At 61.7% G+C, this 16,429-nt stretch carries 14 protein-coding genes; 11 read left to right on the top strand and 3 right to left on the bottom strand.

Going from position 1 to position 16,429, the window contains the following annotated elements; all coding sequences use genetic code 11:
• Positions 1-2: 2 nt before the first annotated feature.
• Both gatA and gatB read left to right on the top strand, forming a co-directional pair.
• The gene (gene gatA / locus Q7T10_RS12295) at positions 3-1,487 is read left to right on the top strand and encodes an Asp-tRNA(Asn)/Glu-tRNA(Gln) amidotransferase subunit GatA (RefSeq protein WP_304748566.1); all 1,485 of its coding nucleotides are present in this window, start codon (positions 3-5) and stop codon (positions 1,485-1,487) included.
• Between the two features lie 2 nt (positions 1,488-1,489).
• Positions 1,490-2,944 carry an Asp-tRNA(Asn)/Glu-tRNA(Gln) amidotransferase subunit GatB gene (gene gatB, locus Q7T10_RS12290; RefSeq protein WP_304748564.1) on the top strand — a complete coding sequence of 485 codons (1,455 nt, stop codon included), beginning with the start codon at positions 1,490-1,492 and terminating at the stop codon, positions 2,942-2,944.
• 32 nt (positions 2,945-2,976) lie between these two features.
• Here the strand turns inward: gatB and Q7T10_RS12285 are convergent, their stop codons facing one another.
• The gene (locus Q7T10_RS12285; protein WP_304748562.1) at positions 2,977-3,636 is read right to left on the bottom strand and encodes a DUF4124 domain-containing protein; all 660 of its coding nucleotides are present in this window, start codon (positions 3,634-3,636) and stop codon (positions 2,977-2,979) included.
• A 26-nt stretch (positions 3,637-3,662) separates the two neighbouring features.
• Positions 3,663-4,373, bottom strand: a complete 711-nt coding sequence (gene pyrE, locus Q7T10_RS12280) for an orotate phosphoribosyltransferase (RefSeq protein ID WP_304748560.1) — start codon at positions 4,371-4,373, stop codon at positions 3,663-3,665.
• Positions 4,374-4,383: 10 nt separating this feature from the next.
• On the opposite strand from pyrE, the gene Q7T10_RS12275 reads away from it, so the two are divergent.
• The 5 genes from Q7T10_RS12275 to Q7T10_RS12255 all read left to right on the top strand — a co-directional run bounded on the left by Q7T10_RS12275 (position 4,384) and on the right by Q7T10_RS12255 (position 8,506).
• Positions 4,384-5,175, top strand: coding sequence for an exodeoxyribonuclease III (locus tag Q7T10_RS12275; protein WP_304748559.1), 792 nt, complete (start codon positions 4,384-4,386; stop codon positions 5,173-5,175).
• A gap of 116 nt (positions 5,176-5,291) precedes the next feature.
• Entirely contained in the window at positions 5,292-6,398 is a 1,107-nt protein-coding gene (locus tag Q7T10_RS12270; RefSeq protein WP_304748557.1) for a metallophosphoesterase, read from the top strand.
• 194 nt (positions 6,399-6,592) lie between these two features.
• Complete coding sequence (locus Q7T10_RS12265) at positions 6,593-6,991, top strand: DUF3597 domain-containing protein (RefSeq protein WP_304748555.1); 399 nt, start codon at positions 6,593-6,595, stop codon at positions 6,989-6,991.
• Positions 6,992-7,027: 36 nt separating this feature from the next.
• On the top strand, positions 7,028-7,627 hold the full coding sequence (locus Q7T10_RS12260) for a DUF937 domain-containing protein (RefSeq protein ID WP_304748553.1): 600 nt from the start codon (positions 7,028-7,030) through the stop codon (positions 7,625-7,627).
• Between the two features lie 240 nt (positions 7,628-7,867).
• Positions 7,868-8,506 carry an MBL fold metallo-hydrolase gene (locus tag Q7T10_RS12255; protein ID WP_304748552.1) on the top strand — a complete coding sequence of 213 codons (639 nt, stop codon included), beginning with the start codon at positions 7,868-7,870 and terminating at the stop codon, positions 8,504-8,506.
• Positions 8,507-8,535: 29 nt separating this feature from the next.
• On the opposite strand, the gene Q7T10_RS12250 is transcribed toward Q7T10_RS12255, so the two are convergent.
• Positions 8,536-9,384 carry a M48 family metallopeptidase gene (locus tag Q7T10_RS12250; protein WP_304748550.1) on the bottom strand — a complete coding sequence of 283 codons (849 nt, stop codon included), beginning with the start codon at positions 9,382-9,384 and terminating at the stop codon, positions 8,536-8,538.
• Between the two features lie 45 nt (positions 9,385-9,429).
• On the opposite strand from Q7T10_RS12250, the gene Q7T10_RS12245 reads away from it, so the two are divergent.
• From Q7T10_RS12245 to malQ, 4 genes are read left to right on the top strand one after another with little or no spacing between them, the layout of a single operon-like run.
• Complete coding sequence (locus Q7T10_RS12245; protein WP_304748548.1) at positions 9,430-10,755, top strand: MFS transporter; 1,326 nt, start codon at positions 9,430-9,432, stop codon at positions 10,753-10,755.
• A gap of 40 nt (positions 10,756-10,795) precedes the next feature.
• Entirely contained in the window at positions 10,796-12,721 is a 1,926-nt protein-coding gene (gene glgB, locus Q7T10_RS12240; RefSeq protein WP_304748547.1) for a 1,4-alpha-glucan branching protein GlgB, read from the top strand.
• Positions 12,718-14,892, top strand: a complete 2,175-nt coding sequence (gene glgX / locus Q7T10_RS12235; protein WP_304748545.1) for a glycogen debranching protein GlgX — start codon at positions 12,718-12,720, stop codon at positions 14,890-14,892. Before glgB ends, glgX begins: the two co-directional genes overlap by 4 nt.
• Complete coding sequence (gene malQ, locus Q7T10_RS12230; protein WP_304748543.1) at positions 14,889-16,424, top strand: 4-alpha-glucanotransferase; 1,536 nt, start codon at positions 14,889-14,891, stop codon at positions 16,422-16,424. Before glgX ends, malQ begins: the two co-directional genes overlap by 4 nt.
• Positions 16,425-16,429: the final 5 nt, after the last annotated feature.

The raw sequence follows: 16,429 nt of genomic DNA, 5'->3' as shown, positions 1-16,429 counted from the left end.
ACATGACACACGATACCCCTGCACTGCATGACCTCACCGTGGCCGGGTTGGCCGCCCAGCTGCGCGAGCGCAAAGTCTCTGCTGTCGAGACCGCGCAGCACTTCCTGGCACGCGCCAGAACCCACGCCTCACTGGGTGCCTTTCTGGCCATCAACGAAGAAGTGACGCTGGCCCAGGCGCGAGTTGCGGACGTGGCATTGGCCGCAGGCACGGCAAGCCCTCTTCAGGGGCTGCTGGGCGTGCCCGTGGCGCACAAGGATATTTTTGTGACCCGGGATTTCGTCTGCACGGCGGGCTCCAGAATGCTGGCCGGCTACCGCTCACCGTTTGACGCCACGGTGGTGGCGAACCTGGCCCAACACGGGGTGGTCACCCTGGGCAAGCTCAATTGCGACGAATTTGCCATGGGCTCAGCCAATGAGAATTCAGCCTTTGGCAATGTCAAGAACCCGTGGGATGTCACACGCACACCCGGTGGTTCATCCGGTGGCAGCGCCGCAGCCGTTGCAGCCCGCCTGGTGCTGGCGGCCACCGGGACCGACACGGGGGGCTCGATCCGCCAGCCCGCCTCGTTTTGTGGCATCACGGGCATCAAGCCTACCTACGGTCGCGCGTCCCGCTATGGCATGGTGGCTTTTGCCTCCAGCCTGGATCAGGCCGGGCCAATGGCACGCACCGCGGAAGATTGCGCTTTGCTGCTGTCGGCCATGTGCGGACCCGACCCGGACCGGGACTCGACCTCGCTTGATGTGCCTGCTGAAGACTTCAGTCGCTCACTGAATGATTCGCTGGAAGGTTTGCGCATTGGCGTGCCCGGTGAATTCTTTGGCGAAGGTCTGGCATCCGACGTGCGCTCCGCGGTGGATGCGGCTCTCAGGGAGTACGAAAAGCTGGGCGCGACACTGGTCCCCATTTCGCTGCCGCGCACCGAACTGTCCATTCCCGTTTATTACATCATCGCGCCCGCTGAAGCGTCCAGCAACCTGAGCCGCTTCGATGGTGTGAAGTTTGGCCACCGAGCGGAGAAGTACGTCGATCTGATCGACATGTACAAGAAGACTCGTGCCGAGGGTTTTGGCGATGAGGTTAAACGCCGCATCATGATCGGCGCCTACGTGCTGTCGCACGGTTACTACGATGCGTACTACCTGCAGGCGCAGAAAATCCGGCGCATGATTGCCGACGATTTTCAGCAGGCCTTCAAGCTGTGCGACGTGATCGCCGGGCCGGTGGCGCCCACGGTAGCCTGGAAGCTCGGAGGGCACGGCAATGATCCGCTGGCCGATTATCTGGCCGATATCTTCACCTTGCCGGGCTCGCTGGCCGGATTGCCCGGTATGAGTCTGCCGGTGGGTTTTGGCGCTGGTCACATGCCGGTGGGGATGCAGCTGATTGGCGATTATTTGCAGGAGGCGAAGCTGCTCAATGTGGCGCATCGCTTCCAGCAGGCCACCGACTGGCATGCCGCCAAGCCGGAGGGATTTTGAACATGAATACACCCAAGTCCCCGTTGGTGATGGGCTATGAAGTTGTCATCGGCTTTGAGACCCACGCCCAACTCTCCACCCAATCCAAGATCTTCAGCCGCGCGCCGACAGCTTTTGGTGCTGAACCCAACACGCAAGCCTGCGCAGTGGATCTGGCCCTGCCCGGTACCCTGCCAGTGATGAACAAGGGTGCGGTGGAGCGCGCCATCCAGTTTGGGCTGGCCGTTGGCTCGCACATTGCGCCGCGCAGCGTCTTTGCCCGCAAGAATTATTTCTACCCTGACCTGCCCAAGGGCTACCAGATCAGCCAGTTTGAAATTCCTGTGGTGCAGGGCGGTGACGTGGAGTTCTTTCTGGGCGATGAAAAAAAATCGGTGCGCCTGGTGCGTGCCCACCTGGAAGAAGACGCGGGTAAATCGCTGCATGAAGACTTTGTCGGGCAGACCGGCATTGACCTGAACCGTGCCGGCACGCCTTTGCTGGAGATCGTGACCGAGCCTGACATGCGTTCCAGTGCCGAGGCCGTGGCCTACGCCAAGGAACTGCACAAGATCGTGACCTGGATCGGCATTTGCGACGGCAACATGCAGGAAGGCAGCTTCCGCTGCGACGCCAATGTGTCGGTGCGCAGGCCCGGCGAGCCGCTGGGTACCAGGCGCGAGATCAAGAACCTGAACAGTTTCAAGTTCATGCAGCAGGCCATCGACTATGAAGTGCGCTGGCAGATTGAGCAGATTGAGGACGGGCATGCGATCCAGCAGGCCACTGTATTGTTCAACCCTGACACCGGCGAAACGCGCGCCATGCGCACCAAGGAAGATGCGGCCGACTACCGCTATTTCCCGGACCCGGATTTGCCGCCACTGGTGATTGCGGACGAATGGGTGCAGCGCGTGCGTTCCGAAATGACAGAGTTGCCGCGTGTGATGGCGCAGCGCTTTGTGGCTGACTATGGACTGTCCGAATACGATGCCACCGCCTTGACGCAGAGTCGCGAGATCGCGTCTTATTTCGAGGCCACGGCCAAAGCCTGCGGCCAGCCGAAGCTTGCCGGCAACTGGATCATGGGCGAAGTCTCGCGCCGATTGAATGCCAGCGAACTCAAAATTGAGCAAACCCCGGTCTTGTCAGGGCAGCTTGCCAAGCTGATCGCCCGGATCAACGATGGCACGATTTCAAACAACGCTGCACGGCAGGTGTTCGATGCGATCTGGAATGGTGAAGGCGAGGATGTTGATGGCCTGATTGAAGCCAAGGGTCTCAAACAGATGAGCGACAGCAGCGAGTTGGAGAAAATCGTTGACGATGTGCTGGCCGCCAATCCGAAAAATGTCGAGGAATACAAAGCTGGCAACGGCAAGGCGCTGAACGCCCTGGTTGGGCAGATCATGAAGGGCAGCAAGGGCAAGGCTAACCCGCAGCAGGTCAACGACCTGTTGCGCAAAAAACTGGGCTGAACCCGACTGAATCCGTCCGTGCCCTGGGCGCGTTAGCGCGTTTTTGGGGCCGCAGCCGCGGGTGACTGCATTGCCCACAGCTGCTTCAGGCGCGCCAGCTCTTCATCAAAGCGTGCGTTGACGCGTTTGAGTTCACTGTCCTGGTCGGCAATGAAGCGCCCCTGCACGGCCAGGCTTTGGGCCACCTCATCGACCTGGCGGCGCACCGATGGCGGGGCCTTGCTCGGATCTTTTTTGTAGAACTCCATCTCTTCATTGACCGCCGCGCGCTGGCGCATCAATTCCTCGACCCGGTTGGCCGCCGCCTGTCTCACCACGCCGATCTGGGCCAATGCCTCGGTGCGTTCCTTGTCGTGCACGCCCTTGTTGGGGTAGCGGATCAGCAGTGCCCGGTCTCGCCGTTTCTCCTCGTTGATGCGGGCTCGTTCTTCCTGTTCCGCCTTTTCCCTGGCCTCCTGCTCCGTGCGCTCATGGGCGGTCAGGGTGGGTCCCACCTTGGCCTTCACCGTGCCGCTGGGATTGAGTACCTTTTGTTCCCGGTCTGTGCACTCGGCAATGGGTCGGTCTGATGTCAGTTTGCGACCCTTGGCGTCGACGCAGGTATAGATGCCCTGTGGGTTCGCTTGTTGCGCCTGCGTCGATGTCACGCCTGACAGCATGGCCAGCAACAGGATTGTCAACTGGGGCCTCATGGCGTACCGATGTGATCCGAACATGTTTAACCTTCTTCTACGCCATAACGTTGTCGATAAGCCAGAACGCGCTGATGGTCGGCGGCCAGACCCTCGGCACTGTGCTTTTCGAGATACTGCATTAAATCAGACAGCCTCGCAATCGCACAAACCTGCAGCCCGAGCTGTTTTTGAACGTACTGGACAGCACTGTGATCCACGTCCATGCCGTTTTCAGTTGCTTTTTCCTGCCGGTCCAGTGCGATGACAACGGCGTGTGCCGTCGCACCCGCCGCCTGGATGATGGCAATCGATTCGCGTGCCGCCGTGCCGGCTGACATCACGTCGTCCACAATGAGCACGCGTCCTTTCAGGGCGGCGCCCACCAGGGTTCCACCCTCGCCGTGGTCCTTGGCTTCCTTGCGGTTGTAGGCAAAAGGCACATTGCGGCCCAGGCGTGCGAGCTCGACCGCCAGTGCGGCGCCGAGCGGAATGCCTTTGTAGGCCGGGCCGAAAATCATGTCGAACTCGATGCCGCTGGCGAGCAGACGTTGGGCATAAAATTGAGCAAGCCTTCCCAGCTTGGCACCATCGTCAAACAGGCCGGCGTTAAAGAAGTAAGGGCTGATGCGGCCCGCCTTGGTCTTAAACTCACCGAAGCGCAGCACGCCACAATCCACTGCAAACTGCACAAAATCCTGGGCCAACGCATCCGGCGTCGGGGCTTGGCCAGGTTCTGTTGCGAAACTCTCTGACATGGGACATTCCTTGTTTAAATTGACCAGCCTCAACCTCAACGGCATCCGCTCTGCCACCAGCAAAGGCCTCGAAGCCTGGCTGGCGCAGGTCAAGCCTGATTGTATTTGTGTGCAGGAAGTCAAGGCGCAGGCCGTTGATGTGCGGGGCCGGTTCGAGGAACTGGCTGGTCTCCGGGGCTACTTCCATTTTGCCGAGAAGAAGGGCTATTCCGGCGTGGGCGTTTACACCCGGCATGAACCCAGTGACGTCATCGTGGGTCATGGCTCATCCGAGTTTGACGCCGAGGGTCGTTACGTCGAGCTGCGTTTTGACACCCCGAGCGCAAAACGGTCCGTTGTCAGTTGTTATTTCCCAAGTGGGTCGTCCGGGGAGGAGCGCCAGCAGGCCAAATTCCGTTTTCTCGAGGAGTTCTATCCGCATCTGGGGCAACTCAAGGCCGGACGCGAGCTCATCCTGTGCGGCGACGTGAATATTGCACATCAGGAAATTGACCTGAAGAACTGGAAAGGCAATCGCAAGAACTCCGGCTTTCTGCCCGAAGAGCGTGCCTGGATGACGAAGCTGCTGAACGAGGCTGGCCTGGTGGACGTGTACCGCAAGCTGCAGCCCACTGCCACTGACGAAGCCTACACCTGGTGGAGCAATCGGGGGCAGGCCTATGCCAAGAACGTGGGCTGGCGGCTGGACTACCACCTGGCGTCGCCGGATCTCGCTGGCAGTGCGCGGGCGGTGGAGGTGTACAAGGGGCAGCGCTTCAGTGACCATGCCCCGCTCACGATCGATTACGACTTCAGTCTCTGACGCCCGTTGGTCTGTGGCGGCGAACTGCCCCATCGACCCAAGCAGGTCGTGAGAAGAAGCCAGACTGATCACACGCAAGGGACCGGCAGTCGTCCATCGCACTTGGGAAGACGTTGATGCTGACTTTTCTGAGCGCCGCTCTATTGGTTTACGGCTCGATGCATGTCTACGCGCTCAGCAAAGTGTGGATGGCCCTTGCGCATTCATATGGCCTGGGTCTGGCGCTGATACTGGCGGGCGCACTCCTCACTTTTTCCCCGCTGCTGGTCTGGTTTCTGGAGCGGCAAAACTGGCATCGGGTCACCTCCGCCACGGCCTGGGTGAGCTACACGTGGATGGGGTATCTGTTCCTTTTTCTATGCATCGGGCTGCTGTTCGACCTTGGCCATGCACTCGTGACCTTGCTGCGTTTTCATTGGTCGCTGAGCCACATGATGACGCTGGGTGCCGTCAGCCTGCTCGCACTGACCCTGCTGGCCTACGGAATTGTCGCGGCGCGACAGATCCAAGTAGAAGAAATCAGCATCACCACGCCGAAGCTCGCCACCGGCCAGGTCACCATCGCGCAGATATCCGACCTGCACCTGGGCGTCATGCTGGGAGATGAATTTCTTGAACGCGTCATCGCCAGGTTGCGTGAGATCCGGCCTGACATCCTCGTCGCAACCGGGGACATCGTCGATGGGCAAGGTGACGACCTTGATGCGCTGGCCCGGCATTTCCAGTCCTATGCGCCACCACTGGGTTCCTACGCAGTCACCGGCAATCATGAACACTATGCGGGCCTGGAGACATCCCTGCGATTCCTGCGCCACGCCGGCTTTGCAGTGTTGCGCGGCGAATCGGTCAATGTCGGCGGCATCGTGCTGACGGGCGTTGATGACCCCGCCGCCATGCCTGCGGGGCAGCACGCCAGACTCGACACACGCCCGGCCCGCACGTCCGTCAACAAGGATGAATTCATCGTCCTCCTGAAACACCAGCCGGTGGTGGACAGCGACACCCTCTTTGACCTGCAACTGTCCGGGCATACCCATGGCGGCCAGATATTCCCGTTTGTCTACCTGACACGGTTGGCCTACCGTGTGCATACCGGCCTGACCGAACTGGCCGACGGGCGACGGCTGTATGTCAGCCGCGGCACCGGCACCTGGGGGCCGCCAATCCGCCTGTTTGCCGCGCCCGAGATCACGCTGATCACCATCAAGAGCAGCGACAAATGATCGCCAGTCGCATGGCCATGGCAGCCTTATTGCGCGGACGCTTTGCGCTTTGATGACTGCCAATGTGCAGCGGACTAGACCGAACCGGTTGACTGCCAAGTTCTATGTTCATATTATGTTTTTTCATTCGAGGCGGTACGTCACTGCAATCCGGCAGGGGCGTGGCGTCACACAAACCACTCAAGGAGGACACCATGGGATTCTTCAGCAAGATACTTGAAAAGCTGGGCATCGGTAGCGCGGCTGCGGCTCCATCACCCACCGATGCAGCCGCAGCGGCAGCTGCGGGTACGGCTGCGGGCACGGCCGCTGCTGCCCCTGCACCGATCGCAGTCGTTGATGTCGTGGCACAGCTGGAGCAGAAAGCGGCGGCGAACCCGCAGAAGCTGAACTGGCGGACCTCCATTGTCGATTTGCTGAAACTCCTCGACATCGACAGCAGTCTTGGGGCGCGCAAGGAATTGGCCGCTGAACTGGGCTGCCCGGCGAACCTGATGGGGGATTCGGCGCAGATGAACATATGGCTGCACAAGATGGTGCTCGCGCGCATCGCCGCCAACGGCGGCAATGTCCCCAAGGACCTCCTGGACTGAGCCATCGGCGTAATCTCAAACTCAAGGAGCAGGCTCATGCAGATCACAGACATCCTCGCCCAGATGGGCGGCCTTCAATCGATGGCGCAGGAATTGGGCGTCACTGAAAACCAGGCAGCGAGCGGCGCCGCGGCGCTTATCCCGGCGATACTCGGCGGCTTCAAAAAGCAGGCCCAAGCGCAGCCGACGGGCGTTGAAGGGCTCGGCGGCCTGCTTGGGCAACTTGGCGGTGGCAGTCTGCTTGATCAGGTGCTGGGATCGCAGCCGACCGATGTCAGTCAGGGCAACCAGGTGCTTGGACAGATCTTCGGCTCCAAGGACGTGAGCCGTGAGGTGGCTCAAGATGCCGCGGCGCAGTCGGGGCTCGACCCGTCGCTGCTCAAGAAGATGCTGCCCATGCTGGCGATGATGGTCGCAGGCTACATGGCGAAGCGACAGGGTGTCGACGCCGCAGCGCAGCCATCCTCAACAGGCGGCGGACTGGGTGGCCTGCTGGGAGGGCTGCTCGGCGGCCTGGGTGGCGGCAGCGCCACGTCAGGCGCTGCTGCGCCGGGGCTGGCCTCCATGCTTGACATGAACGGGGATGGAAATCCGCTGGACGACATCCTGCGGATGGCGGGCAAGGCCCTGCGTTAGCCGGAATCGGGGCGAGGACGGGCGTGCGGGAAGTCTCCGCATAAAATCGGTGTCTTGCGCAAGGCCTGATGAGGGCCTTGGCAAAGCCGTCTTGATCTGGTCACTCTGGCGTTCTTGGCGTTCATCTGAAAGGATGAAAAGTTCTCGAGATACACGCCGATCATGAACAAAAATGCTATCTAATTTGTAGCTGCTTGCCCACTGTCTACGGGGGCTGGGTGCCAAAATAACTCAGGGAATATGCTGCGCTACATCACCATCCCCGTTACTGCCTTCCAGCAAAACTGCTCTATTGTCTGGTGCGATGAGACTCTGCAGGCTGCCGTCATCGATCCTGGTGGCGATCTTGACCTGCTGCTGGCGGAAATCAGGCGCCATGGTTTGACCTTGACGCAGATTTGGCAGACCCATGCCCACATTGACCATGCGGGCGGCACAGCCGAACTGGCAAGCAGACTCAAGCTGCCCATCATTGGCCCGCATCGGGCGGACCAGTTCTGGATTGAGGGCCTGCCCGAGCAGAGCAAGATGTTTGGATTTCCTCATGCGGATGCCTTTACACCCACGCGCTGGCTGGTTGACGGGGACACGGTCACGGTGGGTCATTGCACGCTGCAGGTGCGTCACTGCCCCGGCCACACGCCCGGCCATGTGGTGTTTCATTCGCCGGAGATCGGACGTGCTTTTGTGGGCGATGTGCTGTTTGCCGGGTCCATTGGCCGTACCGATTTCCCGCAGGGCGACCAGGGCACGCTCATTGCCAGCATCGTCCAGCGCCTGTGGCCCATGGGCGACGCTACCGTATTTATCCCCGGCCATGGGCCGGAGAGCACGTTCGGACGTGAACGTCAAAACAACCCGTATGTCGGTGGGACCTGATACCGCCACCGCGCGGTGATGATCGCCATCTACCCCCTTTTCGCACGCTCATACAGCGGCATTACCTTGGGCAGGTTCATTTCAATATCGGTAATGCGGGAGTTGCCAGAAGGGTGGGTCGACAACCACTGGGGCGGCGCGCCTTTGTTGGCGGCCCCCATTTTTTGCCATAGCGTGATGGCTGCCCGGGGGTTGTAACCCGCGCGCGCGGCCAGTTCCATACCGACGAGGTCGGCTTCGGATTCGTCTTCGCGGCTGAACTGCAGCGTCAGCAATTGGGCGCCGTAGTTGGTCAGCGTTTGCCCAAGTTGCCCAAAACCGAACACCTGGCTCAGCAGGCTGGCGCCGATGCCGGTTGCGGCGTTCTTGCCCATGCGTTCCCGGGCGTGCTCACGCAGAGCATGCGCAATTTCGTGGCCCATCACCATGGCCACTTCGTCATCCGTCAATTTGAGTTGATCCAGAATCCCGCTGTAGAACGCGATCTTGCCACCCGGCATGCAAAAAGCGTTGATTTGCTTGCCGCCAATCAGGTTGATCTCCCAGCGCCAGTTCCTGGCCCGCGGGTTCCACGCGACGGCAAATGGAATGATATTGGTGCCAATGGCACGCAGGCGCCGCACCTGGGGGTGGTCCTTGGCCCCCAGTGTGTTTTTGGCGGCGGCCTGTTGCAGCATCTGCGCATATTGCTGTCCCGCGGAGCGCTCCACGTCTTCGGCCGGGACCAGGTTGCTGAATGCCGAGTTGCCGCCCACGTCGATACCTTCGCGGGCGATCGCCAGTGGAGCAGCGGCAGGTGACAGTGCCAGCAAGACGGCGATGCCCTGCAGTATCAGCCGGCGGGGCAGGGATAGGGGGGAAAAGTGGGTGATGTGCATGATGGGCCTCAAGGAATGACACAGGGCTGCGCGTATTATTCCCGCATGACATCAAGTGCCTCCGACACCCGCCAAATCAAGCCCTCCTGGATAGCCACTTTCAAGGTTTACCTGGAGCCACCCACGGTGCGCATGTTGCTGCTGGGGTTTTCTGCCGGTCTGCCCTTGCTGCTCGTGCTGGGCACCCTGAGCTTCTGGTTGCGCGAGGCGGGCATTGACCGCACCACCATCGGCTATCTGAGCTGGGTGGGACTGGCCTATGCCTTCAAGTGGGCTTGGGCGCCGCTGGTGGACCGCATGCCCATCCCGCTGCTGACGCGCTGGCTCGGGCGCCGGCGCAGCTGGCTCCTGCTGGCACAACTGGCGGTCATGGTTGGCCTGGTGGCCATGTCGTTCAATGACCCCCGGGTCGCGCTCCAGCCCGTGGTCTGGGGTGCCTTGGCCGTGGCCTTCGGCTCGGCGACGCAAGACATTGCACTGGATGCGTTTCGCATTGAGTCGGCCAACACGGATCGCCAGGCGGCGCTTGCGGCGGCGTACCAGACCGGCTACCGCCTCGCCATGATCTGGGCCGGCGCCGGTGTGCTGTGGATTGCCGCCCGCGCTGAAGTGGCTGGGGTGGCGGACTACCAGCACGGCGCCTGGCAAACCGCCTATCTGGTGATGGCGGCCAGCATGTTGCTCGGAATGCTGACGGTACTGCTCTCGCCCGAGCCCCATCATCGTCCGATGCCAACGCCGAAAAATGCGCTGGAATGGCTGCACGGCGCGCTGGTGGAGCCCTTTGCTGACTTTCTGCGCCGCTACGGCAAACAGGCGCTGCTCATTCTGGGGCTGATCGCCATCTACCGCATCAGTGACGTGGTGATGGGCATCATGGCCAACCCGTTTTATGTCGACATGGGTTACACCAAGGATGAAGTGGCGGCGGTGACCAAGATCTACGGGGTCATCATGACCCTGGCCGGTGCTTTTGTCGGCGGCGTGCTGTCGATGCGGCTGGGCGTGATGCGGGTGTTGATGCTGGGCGCCATATTGAGTGCCGCCAGCAATCTGCTGTTTGCCTGGCTGGGGACCCGGGGGCATGATGTGACGGCGCTCATCTTCGTGATTTCGGCCGACAACCTTTCCAGCGGCATCGCCTCGGCGGCATTCATTGCATATCTATCGAGTTTGACAAACCTCAACTACTCGGCCACCCAATACGCGATATTCAGCTCAATGATGTTACTGGCTCCCAAATTCTTGGCGGGCTATTCGGGCCGCTATGTTGACGCTTTTGGCTATCAGTATTTCTTCGTTGCCACTGCCACGCTGGGTGTGCCGGTGCTGTTGCTCGTCTGGCTGGCAGGCAGAGTCAAAAGCCCTTAGCGCGACCTCGGGCGCGTAACGGCCTCTGCTACGCAGTCCCATGTCGCAGAGTGCCGAAACTCTCCATCGCAATGAGCCCTGGCTGGGCGAGACAGATGTCTGGCTGCTGGCTGAAGGCCGGCATCTGCGGCCATGGGAAAAGCTGGGTGCGCATCCGGTCTCCCGGGATGGCGTGGCAGGCACTGTTTTTGCCGTCTGGGCGCCGAATGCGAAGCGGGTATCCGTCGTGGGGGACTTCAACCACTGGGACGCGCAACAGCATGTGATGCGCCGGCACGCCGCGTGCGGTGCGTGGGAAATCTTTGTTCCAGGCGTCGCCGAGGGCGCGCTGTACAAGTTTGCCGTGCTGGGGGCCGATGGCCTGCACGTCCTCAAGACGGATCCCTATGCGCTGCGCACCGAGCGCGGCTCAGGCCATGCCTGCATGGTGATGCGGCTGCCCGATCCGGTGCTGCGACCACCCGGGCAGCGCGCTCGCGCCAACGCCCTGAATGGCCCCATGGCCATTTTCGAGGTGCATGTGGGTTCCTGGCGCCGCCCCGACGGTCACTTGCCGGATTGGGACTATCTGGCCCGAACCCTGGTCCCCTATGTTGTGGACATGGGGTTCACCCATATCGAACTCATGCCCGTGAACGAGCATCCGTTCTATGGCTCGTGGGGTTACCAGCCCACGGGCTTGTATGCGCCGACGGCGCGCTATGGCACCCCTGAGGCTTTTCGCCACTTTGTCGCGACCGCGCACGATGCCGGTTTGCAGGTACTGCTGGACTGGGTGCCGGCCCATTTTCCCGCCGATGCCCATGCGCTGGCCCGGTTCGACGGCACGCCGCAGTTTGAGCATGCCGACCCGCGCGAAGGTTTTCACCGCGACTGGAATACGTTGATCTACAACTACAGCCGCAACGAGGTTCGCAATTTTCTGGTCGGCAATGCGCTGTTCTGGGTCGAGCGCTATGGCGTTGACGGTTTGCGTGTCGATGCGGTGGCATCCATGCTGTACCGCGACTACAGTCGCCCCGAAGGTGAATGGATTCCCAACCGGGATGGCGGCCGCGAGAATTACGAGGCGATGGATTTCCTGCGGGAGGTCAACCGCGTCCTGGGCCAGGAAGCGCCCGGCGCGATCACGGTGGCAGAAGAGTCCACCGCATTTCCTGGTGTGACGGCGCCGCCCTGGATGGGGGGGCTGGGCTTTCATTACAAGTGGAATCTGGGCTGGATGCATGACACGCTGTCGTATTTCGCGCTGGACCCGGTCCATCGACCCTATCACCATGACCGCATCAGTTTCGCAATGATGTATGCGTACAGCGAGCATTTTGTGCTGGCGCTGTCGCACGATGAAGTGGTGCATGGCAAAGGCTCGCTGTACAGCAAGATGTGGGGTGACCCATGGCAGAAGAGGGCGAATCTGCGTGCCCTGTATGCACTGATGTACGCCCATCCCGGCCGGAAGCTGCTGTTCATGGGCAGCGAGCTGGCCCAGATCCGCGAATGGAATCACGACGCTGAACTCGACTGGCACCTGCTGGACAAGCCGGACCACGCGGGTGTGCAGCGACTGGTGCGCGACCTCAATCACTTCTATCGCGGCCACCCGGCGCTGTATGGGCGCGACGACGAGCCCGAGGGATTTGGCTGGATCGACGTACAGGATCGGGCGCAGTCGGTGTTCAGCTTCGCGCGTTATGGCCTGACGGCTGCCCAGCAAATCGTCGTGGTCTGCAACATGACGCCTGTTGTGCGGCATGGCTACCGCCTGGGCGTGCCGCAGGGCGGTGTCTGGAAGGAAGTCCTCAACACCGACGCGGCATGTTACGGGGGCAGCGACGTTGGGAACGATCCCGGACATGGTTCTGGGCTGGTCGCCGAGCGGGTACCCTGGCAGGGTCATGCAAGCTCTTTGGTGTTGAGCCTGCCACCATTGGGCGTGCTGTGGCTGGAGCCAGGTGCAGCGCCATGAATCGGCAGGAGGCGCTGGCCGCAGCAGTCTCATGCGAACCGGGGCAGGTCTGGCCGATGGGGGCAAGCTGCGCAACCCTGCAGGGTCGGCAAGGCGTGAATTTCGCCGTCTATTCGCGCCATGCCGAACGCGTGGAAGTGTGCCTGTTTGACGCGCAGGACGGGCCGGAGACTGCCCGGCTTTCCTTGCCGGCGTGTACCAACGGTGTCTGGCATGGCTTCGTGGCAGGCCTGGGCGTCGGGCAACTCTACGGGCTGCGCGCGCACGGGCCCTATCAGCCAGCGCACGGACAACGTTTCAACCCGGCCAAATTGCTGCTTGACCCTTTCGCGCGCGCTGTGGCTGGAGATACACAGCTCCTCGCGCTGGAGCGCGACTACCTGGGCCAACCCGCAGACGGTGCAACCGTGCTGGACGCCTTGCCGGATCCGGTCGACAACGCGGCCCGTATTCCCAAAGCCCGGGTCCTTAATCTAGTAACCGAGTCGCAGGCCGGCGCCGCAATCGCACCCGGGCCAAGGCTGCCGCTGGCACGCACGGTGCTGTATGAAGCGCATGTCAAAGGGCTGACGCAGCGCCACCCTGATGTGCCGCCCGCCCTGCGCGGACGCTACGCCGGTCTGGCCAGCGCACCGATGCTGGCGCACTACCGGCGCCTGGGTATCACAACGCTGTGCCTGTTGCCGGTGCAGCTGCACATCACCGAGGCCCACCTGCTCAAAAAAGGGCTGCGCAATTACTGGGGCTACAACACCTTGGGTTACTTCATTCCCGAACCCGGCTATGCCAGTGGTTTGTACGCAGATGACCGCGCGGAGTTCCGGCATATGGTGGACCAGCTGCACCGGCACGGGCTGGAGGTGGTGCTGGACGTGGTGTACAACCACAGCGCCGAGAGCGATACCTTTGGTCCCACGTTGAGCTGGCGCGGCCTGGACAATGCCAGCTGGTATGCGCTTGACGATGCGGGCCAATACCTGAATTTCAGTGGCTGTGGCAACACCCTCAATCTGGCACAACCCTGCGCCGTGCAACTGGTGATGGACAGTCTGCGCTGGTGGGTGCAGGCCTTCGGGGTCGATGGCTTTCGTTTCGATCTGGCGACGGCGCTGGGGCGCGACCCGGTTCTTCATCACAGGTTTCACCCGGTATCCGACCTGCTGACGGCCATGGCCCAGGACCCGGTGCTGGCGGGGGTCAAGTGCATTGCCGAGCCCTGGGATGTGGGGCCGGACGGTTACAAGCTGGGTCGCTTCCCCGTTGGCTGGCATGAATGGAACGACCGATTTCGCGACACCACCCGCGCCTTCTGGCTGGGGCATGACTGCACGCGCGGCGACTTTGCGCGGCGACTGACGGGGTCAAGCGATTACTTTGATCATGGCGGACGCAGCCCGCTTGCCAGCATCAATCTGATCACTGCGCACGATGGGATGACGCTGGCCGATTTGACGTCTTATCTCCACAAACACAATGGGCCCAACGGTGAAAACAACCGTGACGGTCATCACCAAAATCTCAGTGCCAACGCGGGGGTGGAAGGGCCCACGCACGACGAATCGGTGCAGGCCGTGCGCGGGCAATGGCGGCGCGCCTTGTTGACGACGCTGCTCTGCTCCCAGGGCATTCCGCAGTTGCTGGCGGGCGATGAGTCAGGGCATTCCCAGAGCGGCAACAACAACGCCTACTGCCAGGACAACGAGACCACCTGGCTGGACTGGCCGGGCGCGGACCCCGCCCTCACCGATTTTGTCGCCGGGCTGATTCATCTGCGCCATGCCCACGCGGCGCTACGCCACGCGCGCTGGTTCACGGGGGGGGCCGACATCGCCTGGCGCAACCCCGACGGAACTGATCTGACGACGGACGACTGGGAAGATGCGCAGTCCCGCAGTTTTGCCTGCCTGATTGAGGTCGCCGATGAAGGCAGGCTGCCGACAGAGCGCTGGCTATTGATGTTTCATGCCGCCAGTGAATCGCTGCATTTTGTGTTGCCACCGGGGCGCTGGCGGCATGTTCTGGACAGCGCTGCGGCCCTGGTGTTGCCGAAGGTCAGGTGGGCCTTGGCCAGCACATGCGTTGAAAAAGTCAGACTCCCGCCCCGTTCGGTGGCCGGGATGGTCCAGATCCTGGATGTCCCTGTCTTGCCGCTTGCGTTACAACACCCATGAGCGTCGTGAATACGCCCCTCTTTTCGCAGCGCACCAGTGGCGTGCTGCTGCATATCACCTCTCTCCCCGGGGCACATGGCTCAGGTGACCTGGGGGCAGAGTCCTACCATTTTGTGGACTGGCTGGTGTCGGCCGGTCAGCGGTTGTGGCAGATATTGCCGCTGTCTCCGGTGGGGCCGGGCAACTCGCCCTATCACAGCCCATCGACCTTCGCCGGCAATCCCTTGCTGGTCGATCTGAATGAATTTGTACGCTGCGGCTGGCTGTCACCCAGATCCGATGCCACGTTTGCGCCCGGCCACTGCGATTTTGACCGCCTGGTGCCGTACCGCATGGAGCGCTTGCGTGAAACCTGGCAGGGGTTTCTGCGTCAGGCGCAGCCATCTGACTGGACCGAGTTTGAAAAATTTCGTGCACACCAGGCGTACTGGCTGGAAGGCTATGCACTTTTCATGGCCCTTGAAGCGCAGCATGGCAAGCCCTGGACGCAGTGGCCCGAAGCGCTGGCGCAATGTGACCCCCTTGCCCTGGCAGAGGCCGGGGGGCGGATGGCTGACGACCTGGCTTTCTTCAGCTTCATCCAGTGGCGTTTCACTGTGCAGTGGCAACACTTGCGGGAATATGCGCGTGTGCGCGGCATCTCGATTGTGGGTGATGCCCCTATTTTTGTAGCACATCACAGCGCCGATGTGTGGCTCAACCAGGACCAGTTTCATCTCGACGAGCATGGTGAGCCAACAGTGGTGGCTGGCGTTCCCCCTGATTATTTCAGTGACACAGGACAGCGCTGGGGCAACCCCCTGTACCGCTGGGACGCCATGGCCGAGGACGGTTTTGACTGGTGGAAGGCCCGAGTCACCCATTTGCTGGCGCTGGTGGATGGCGTTCGGCTCGACCACTTCCGTGGTTTCGAGTCGTATTGGGAGATCCCTGCGGCTCAGCCCACGGCGGCAGCCGGTCACTGGCGCCACGGCCCCGGAAAAGTATTGTTCGATGCCCTCGCCACGATTGTGGGCCAGCACGGGCCTGGGACACCCTTGCCCATCATCGCGGAAGACCTGGGTGTCATCACGCCGGCCGTGACCGCCTTGCGCCAGGAATGCGGTTTTTCAGGCATGCGGGTGATGCAGTTTGCTTTTGGCGACACGCCTGCCAACCCTTATCTCCCGCACAATTTCGAGGCGCATACGGTGGCCTACACAGGCACGCATGACAACGACACGTCGCTGGGCTGGTGGCAGACGGCCAGCGCTGCGGAGCGGCACGCCGCCCGCAGCTATCTCGGACCGCTGGTGGATACTGAAATTCACTGGGCCATGATGCAATCCATTTCGCAGTCGGTGGCCAACACAGTGGTTTTCCCCCTGCAGGATGTATTGGGTCTGGACGGCAATCACCGCATGAACACGCCCGGTGTGGCGCAGGGGTGCTGGCAATGGCGTTTTGAATGGCATCAGGTGCGTGATGACCCGACCCGACGCCTGGCGGACCTTACGCGCGCGCATGGTCGCAACCTGCCAATGACGGCCTGACTGAC

The sequence above is a fragment of the Rhodoferax sp. genome (assembly GCF_030646845.1).
Lineage (GTDB): Bacteria > Pseudomonadota > Gammaproteobacteria > Burkholderiales > Burkholderiaceae_C > Rhodoferax.
Note: the sequence above shows the minus strand (reverse complement) of the source record. Positions and strands in the feature narration are given on the sequence as shown.

Bases quoted from the DNA above. Each gene is read 5' to 3' on its own strand.
- gatA (WP_304748566.1), top strand. From the start codon at position 3: ATGACACACGATACCCCTGCACTGCATGACCTCACCGTGGCCGGGTTG.
- gatB (WP_304748564.1), top strand. From the start codon at position 1,490: ATGAATACACCCAAGTCCCCGTTGGTGATGGGCTATGAAGTTGTCATC.
- Q7T10_RS12285 (WP_304748562.1), bottom strand. From the start codon at position 3,636: ATGAGGCCCCAGTTGACAATCCTGTTGCTGGCCATGCTGTCAGGCGTG.
- pyrE (WP_304748560.1), bottom strand. From the start codon at position 4,373: ATGTCAGAGAGTTTCGCAACAGAACCTGGCCAAGCCCCGACGCCGGAT.
- Q7T10_RS12270 (WP_304748557.1), top strand. From the start codon at position 5,292: ATGCTGACTTTTCTGAGCGCCGCTCTATTGGTTTACGGCTCGATGCAT.
- Q7T10_RS12265 (WP_304748555.1), top strand. From the start codon at position 6,593: ATGGGATTCTTCAGCAAGATACTTGAAAAGCTGGGCATCGGTAGCGCG.
- Q7T10_RS12260 (WP_304748553.1), top strand. From the start codon at position 7,028: ATGCAGATCACAGACATCCTCGCCCAGATGGGCGGCCTTCAATCGATG.
- Q7T10_RS12255 (WP_304748552.1), top strand. From the start codon at position 7,868: ATGCTGCGCTACATCACCATCCCCGTTACTGCCTTCCAGCAAAACTGC.
- Q7T10_RS12250 (WP_304748550.1), bottom strand. From the start codon at position 9,384: ATGCACATCACCCACTTTTCCCCCCTATCCCTGCCCCGCCGGCTGATA.
- Q7T10_RS12245 (WP_304748548.1), top strand. From the start codon at position 9,430: ATGACATCAAGTGCCTCCGACACCCGCCAAATCAAGCCCTCCTGGATA.
- glgB (WP_304748547.1), top strand. From the start codon at position 10,796: ATGTCGCAGAGTGCCGAAACTCTCCATCGCAATGAGCCCTGGCTGGGC.
- glgX (WP_304748545.1), top strand. From the start codon at position 12,718: ATGAATCGGCAGGAGGCGCTGGCCGCAGCAGTCTCATGCGAACCGGGG.
- malQ (WP_304748543.1), top strand. From the start codon at position 14,889: ATGAGCGTCGTGAATACGCCCCTCTTTTCGCAGCGCACCAGTGGCGTG.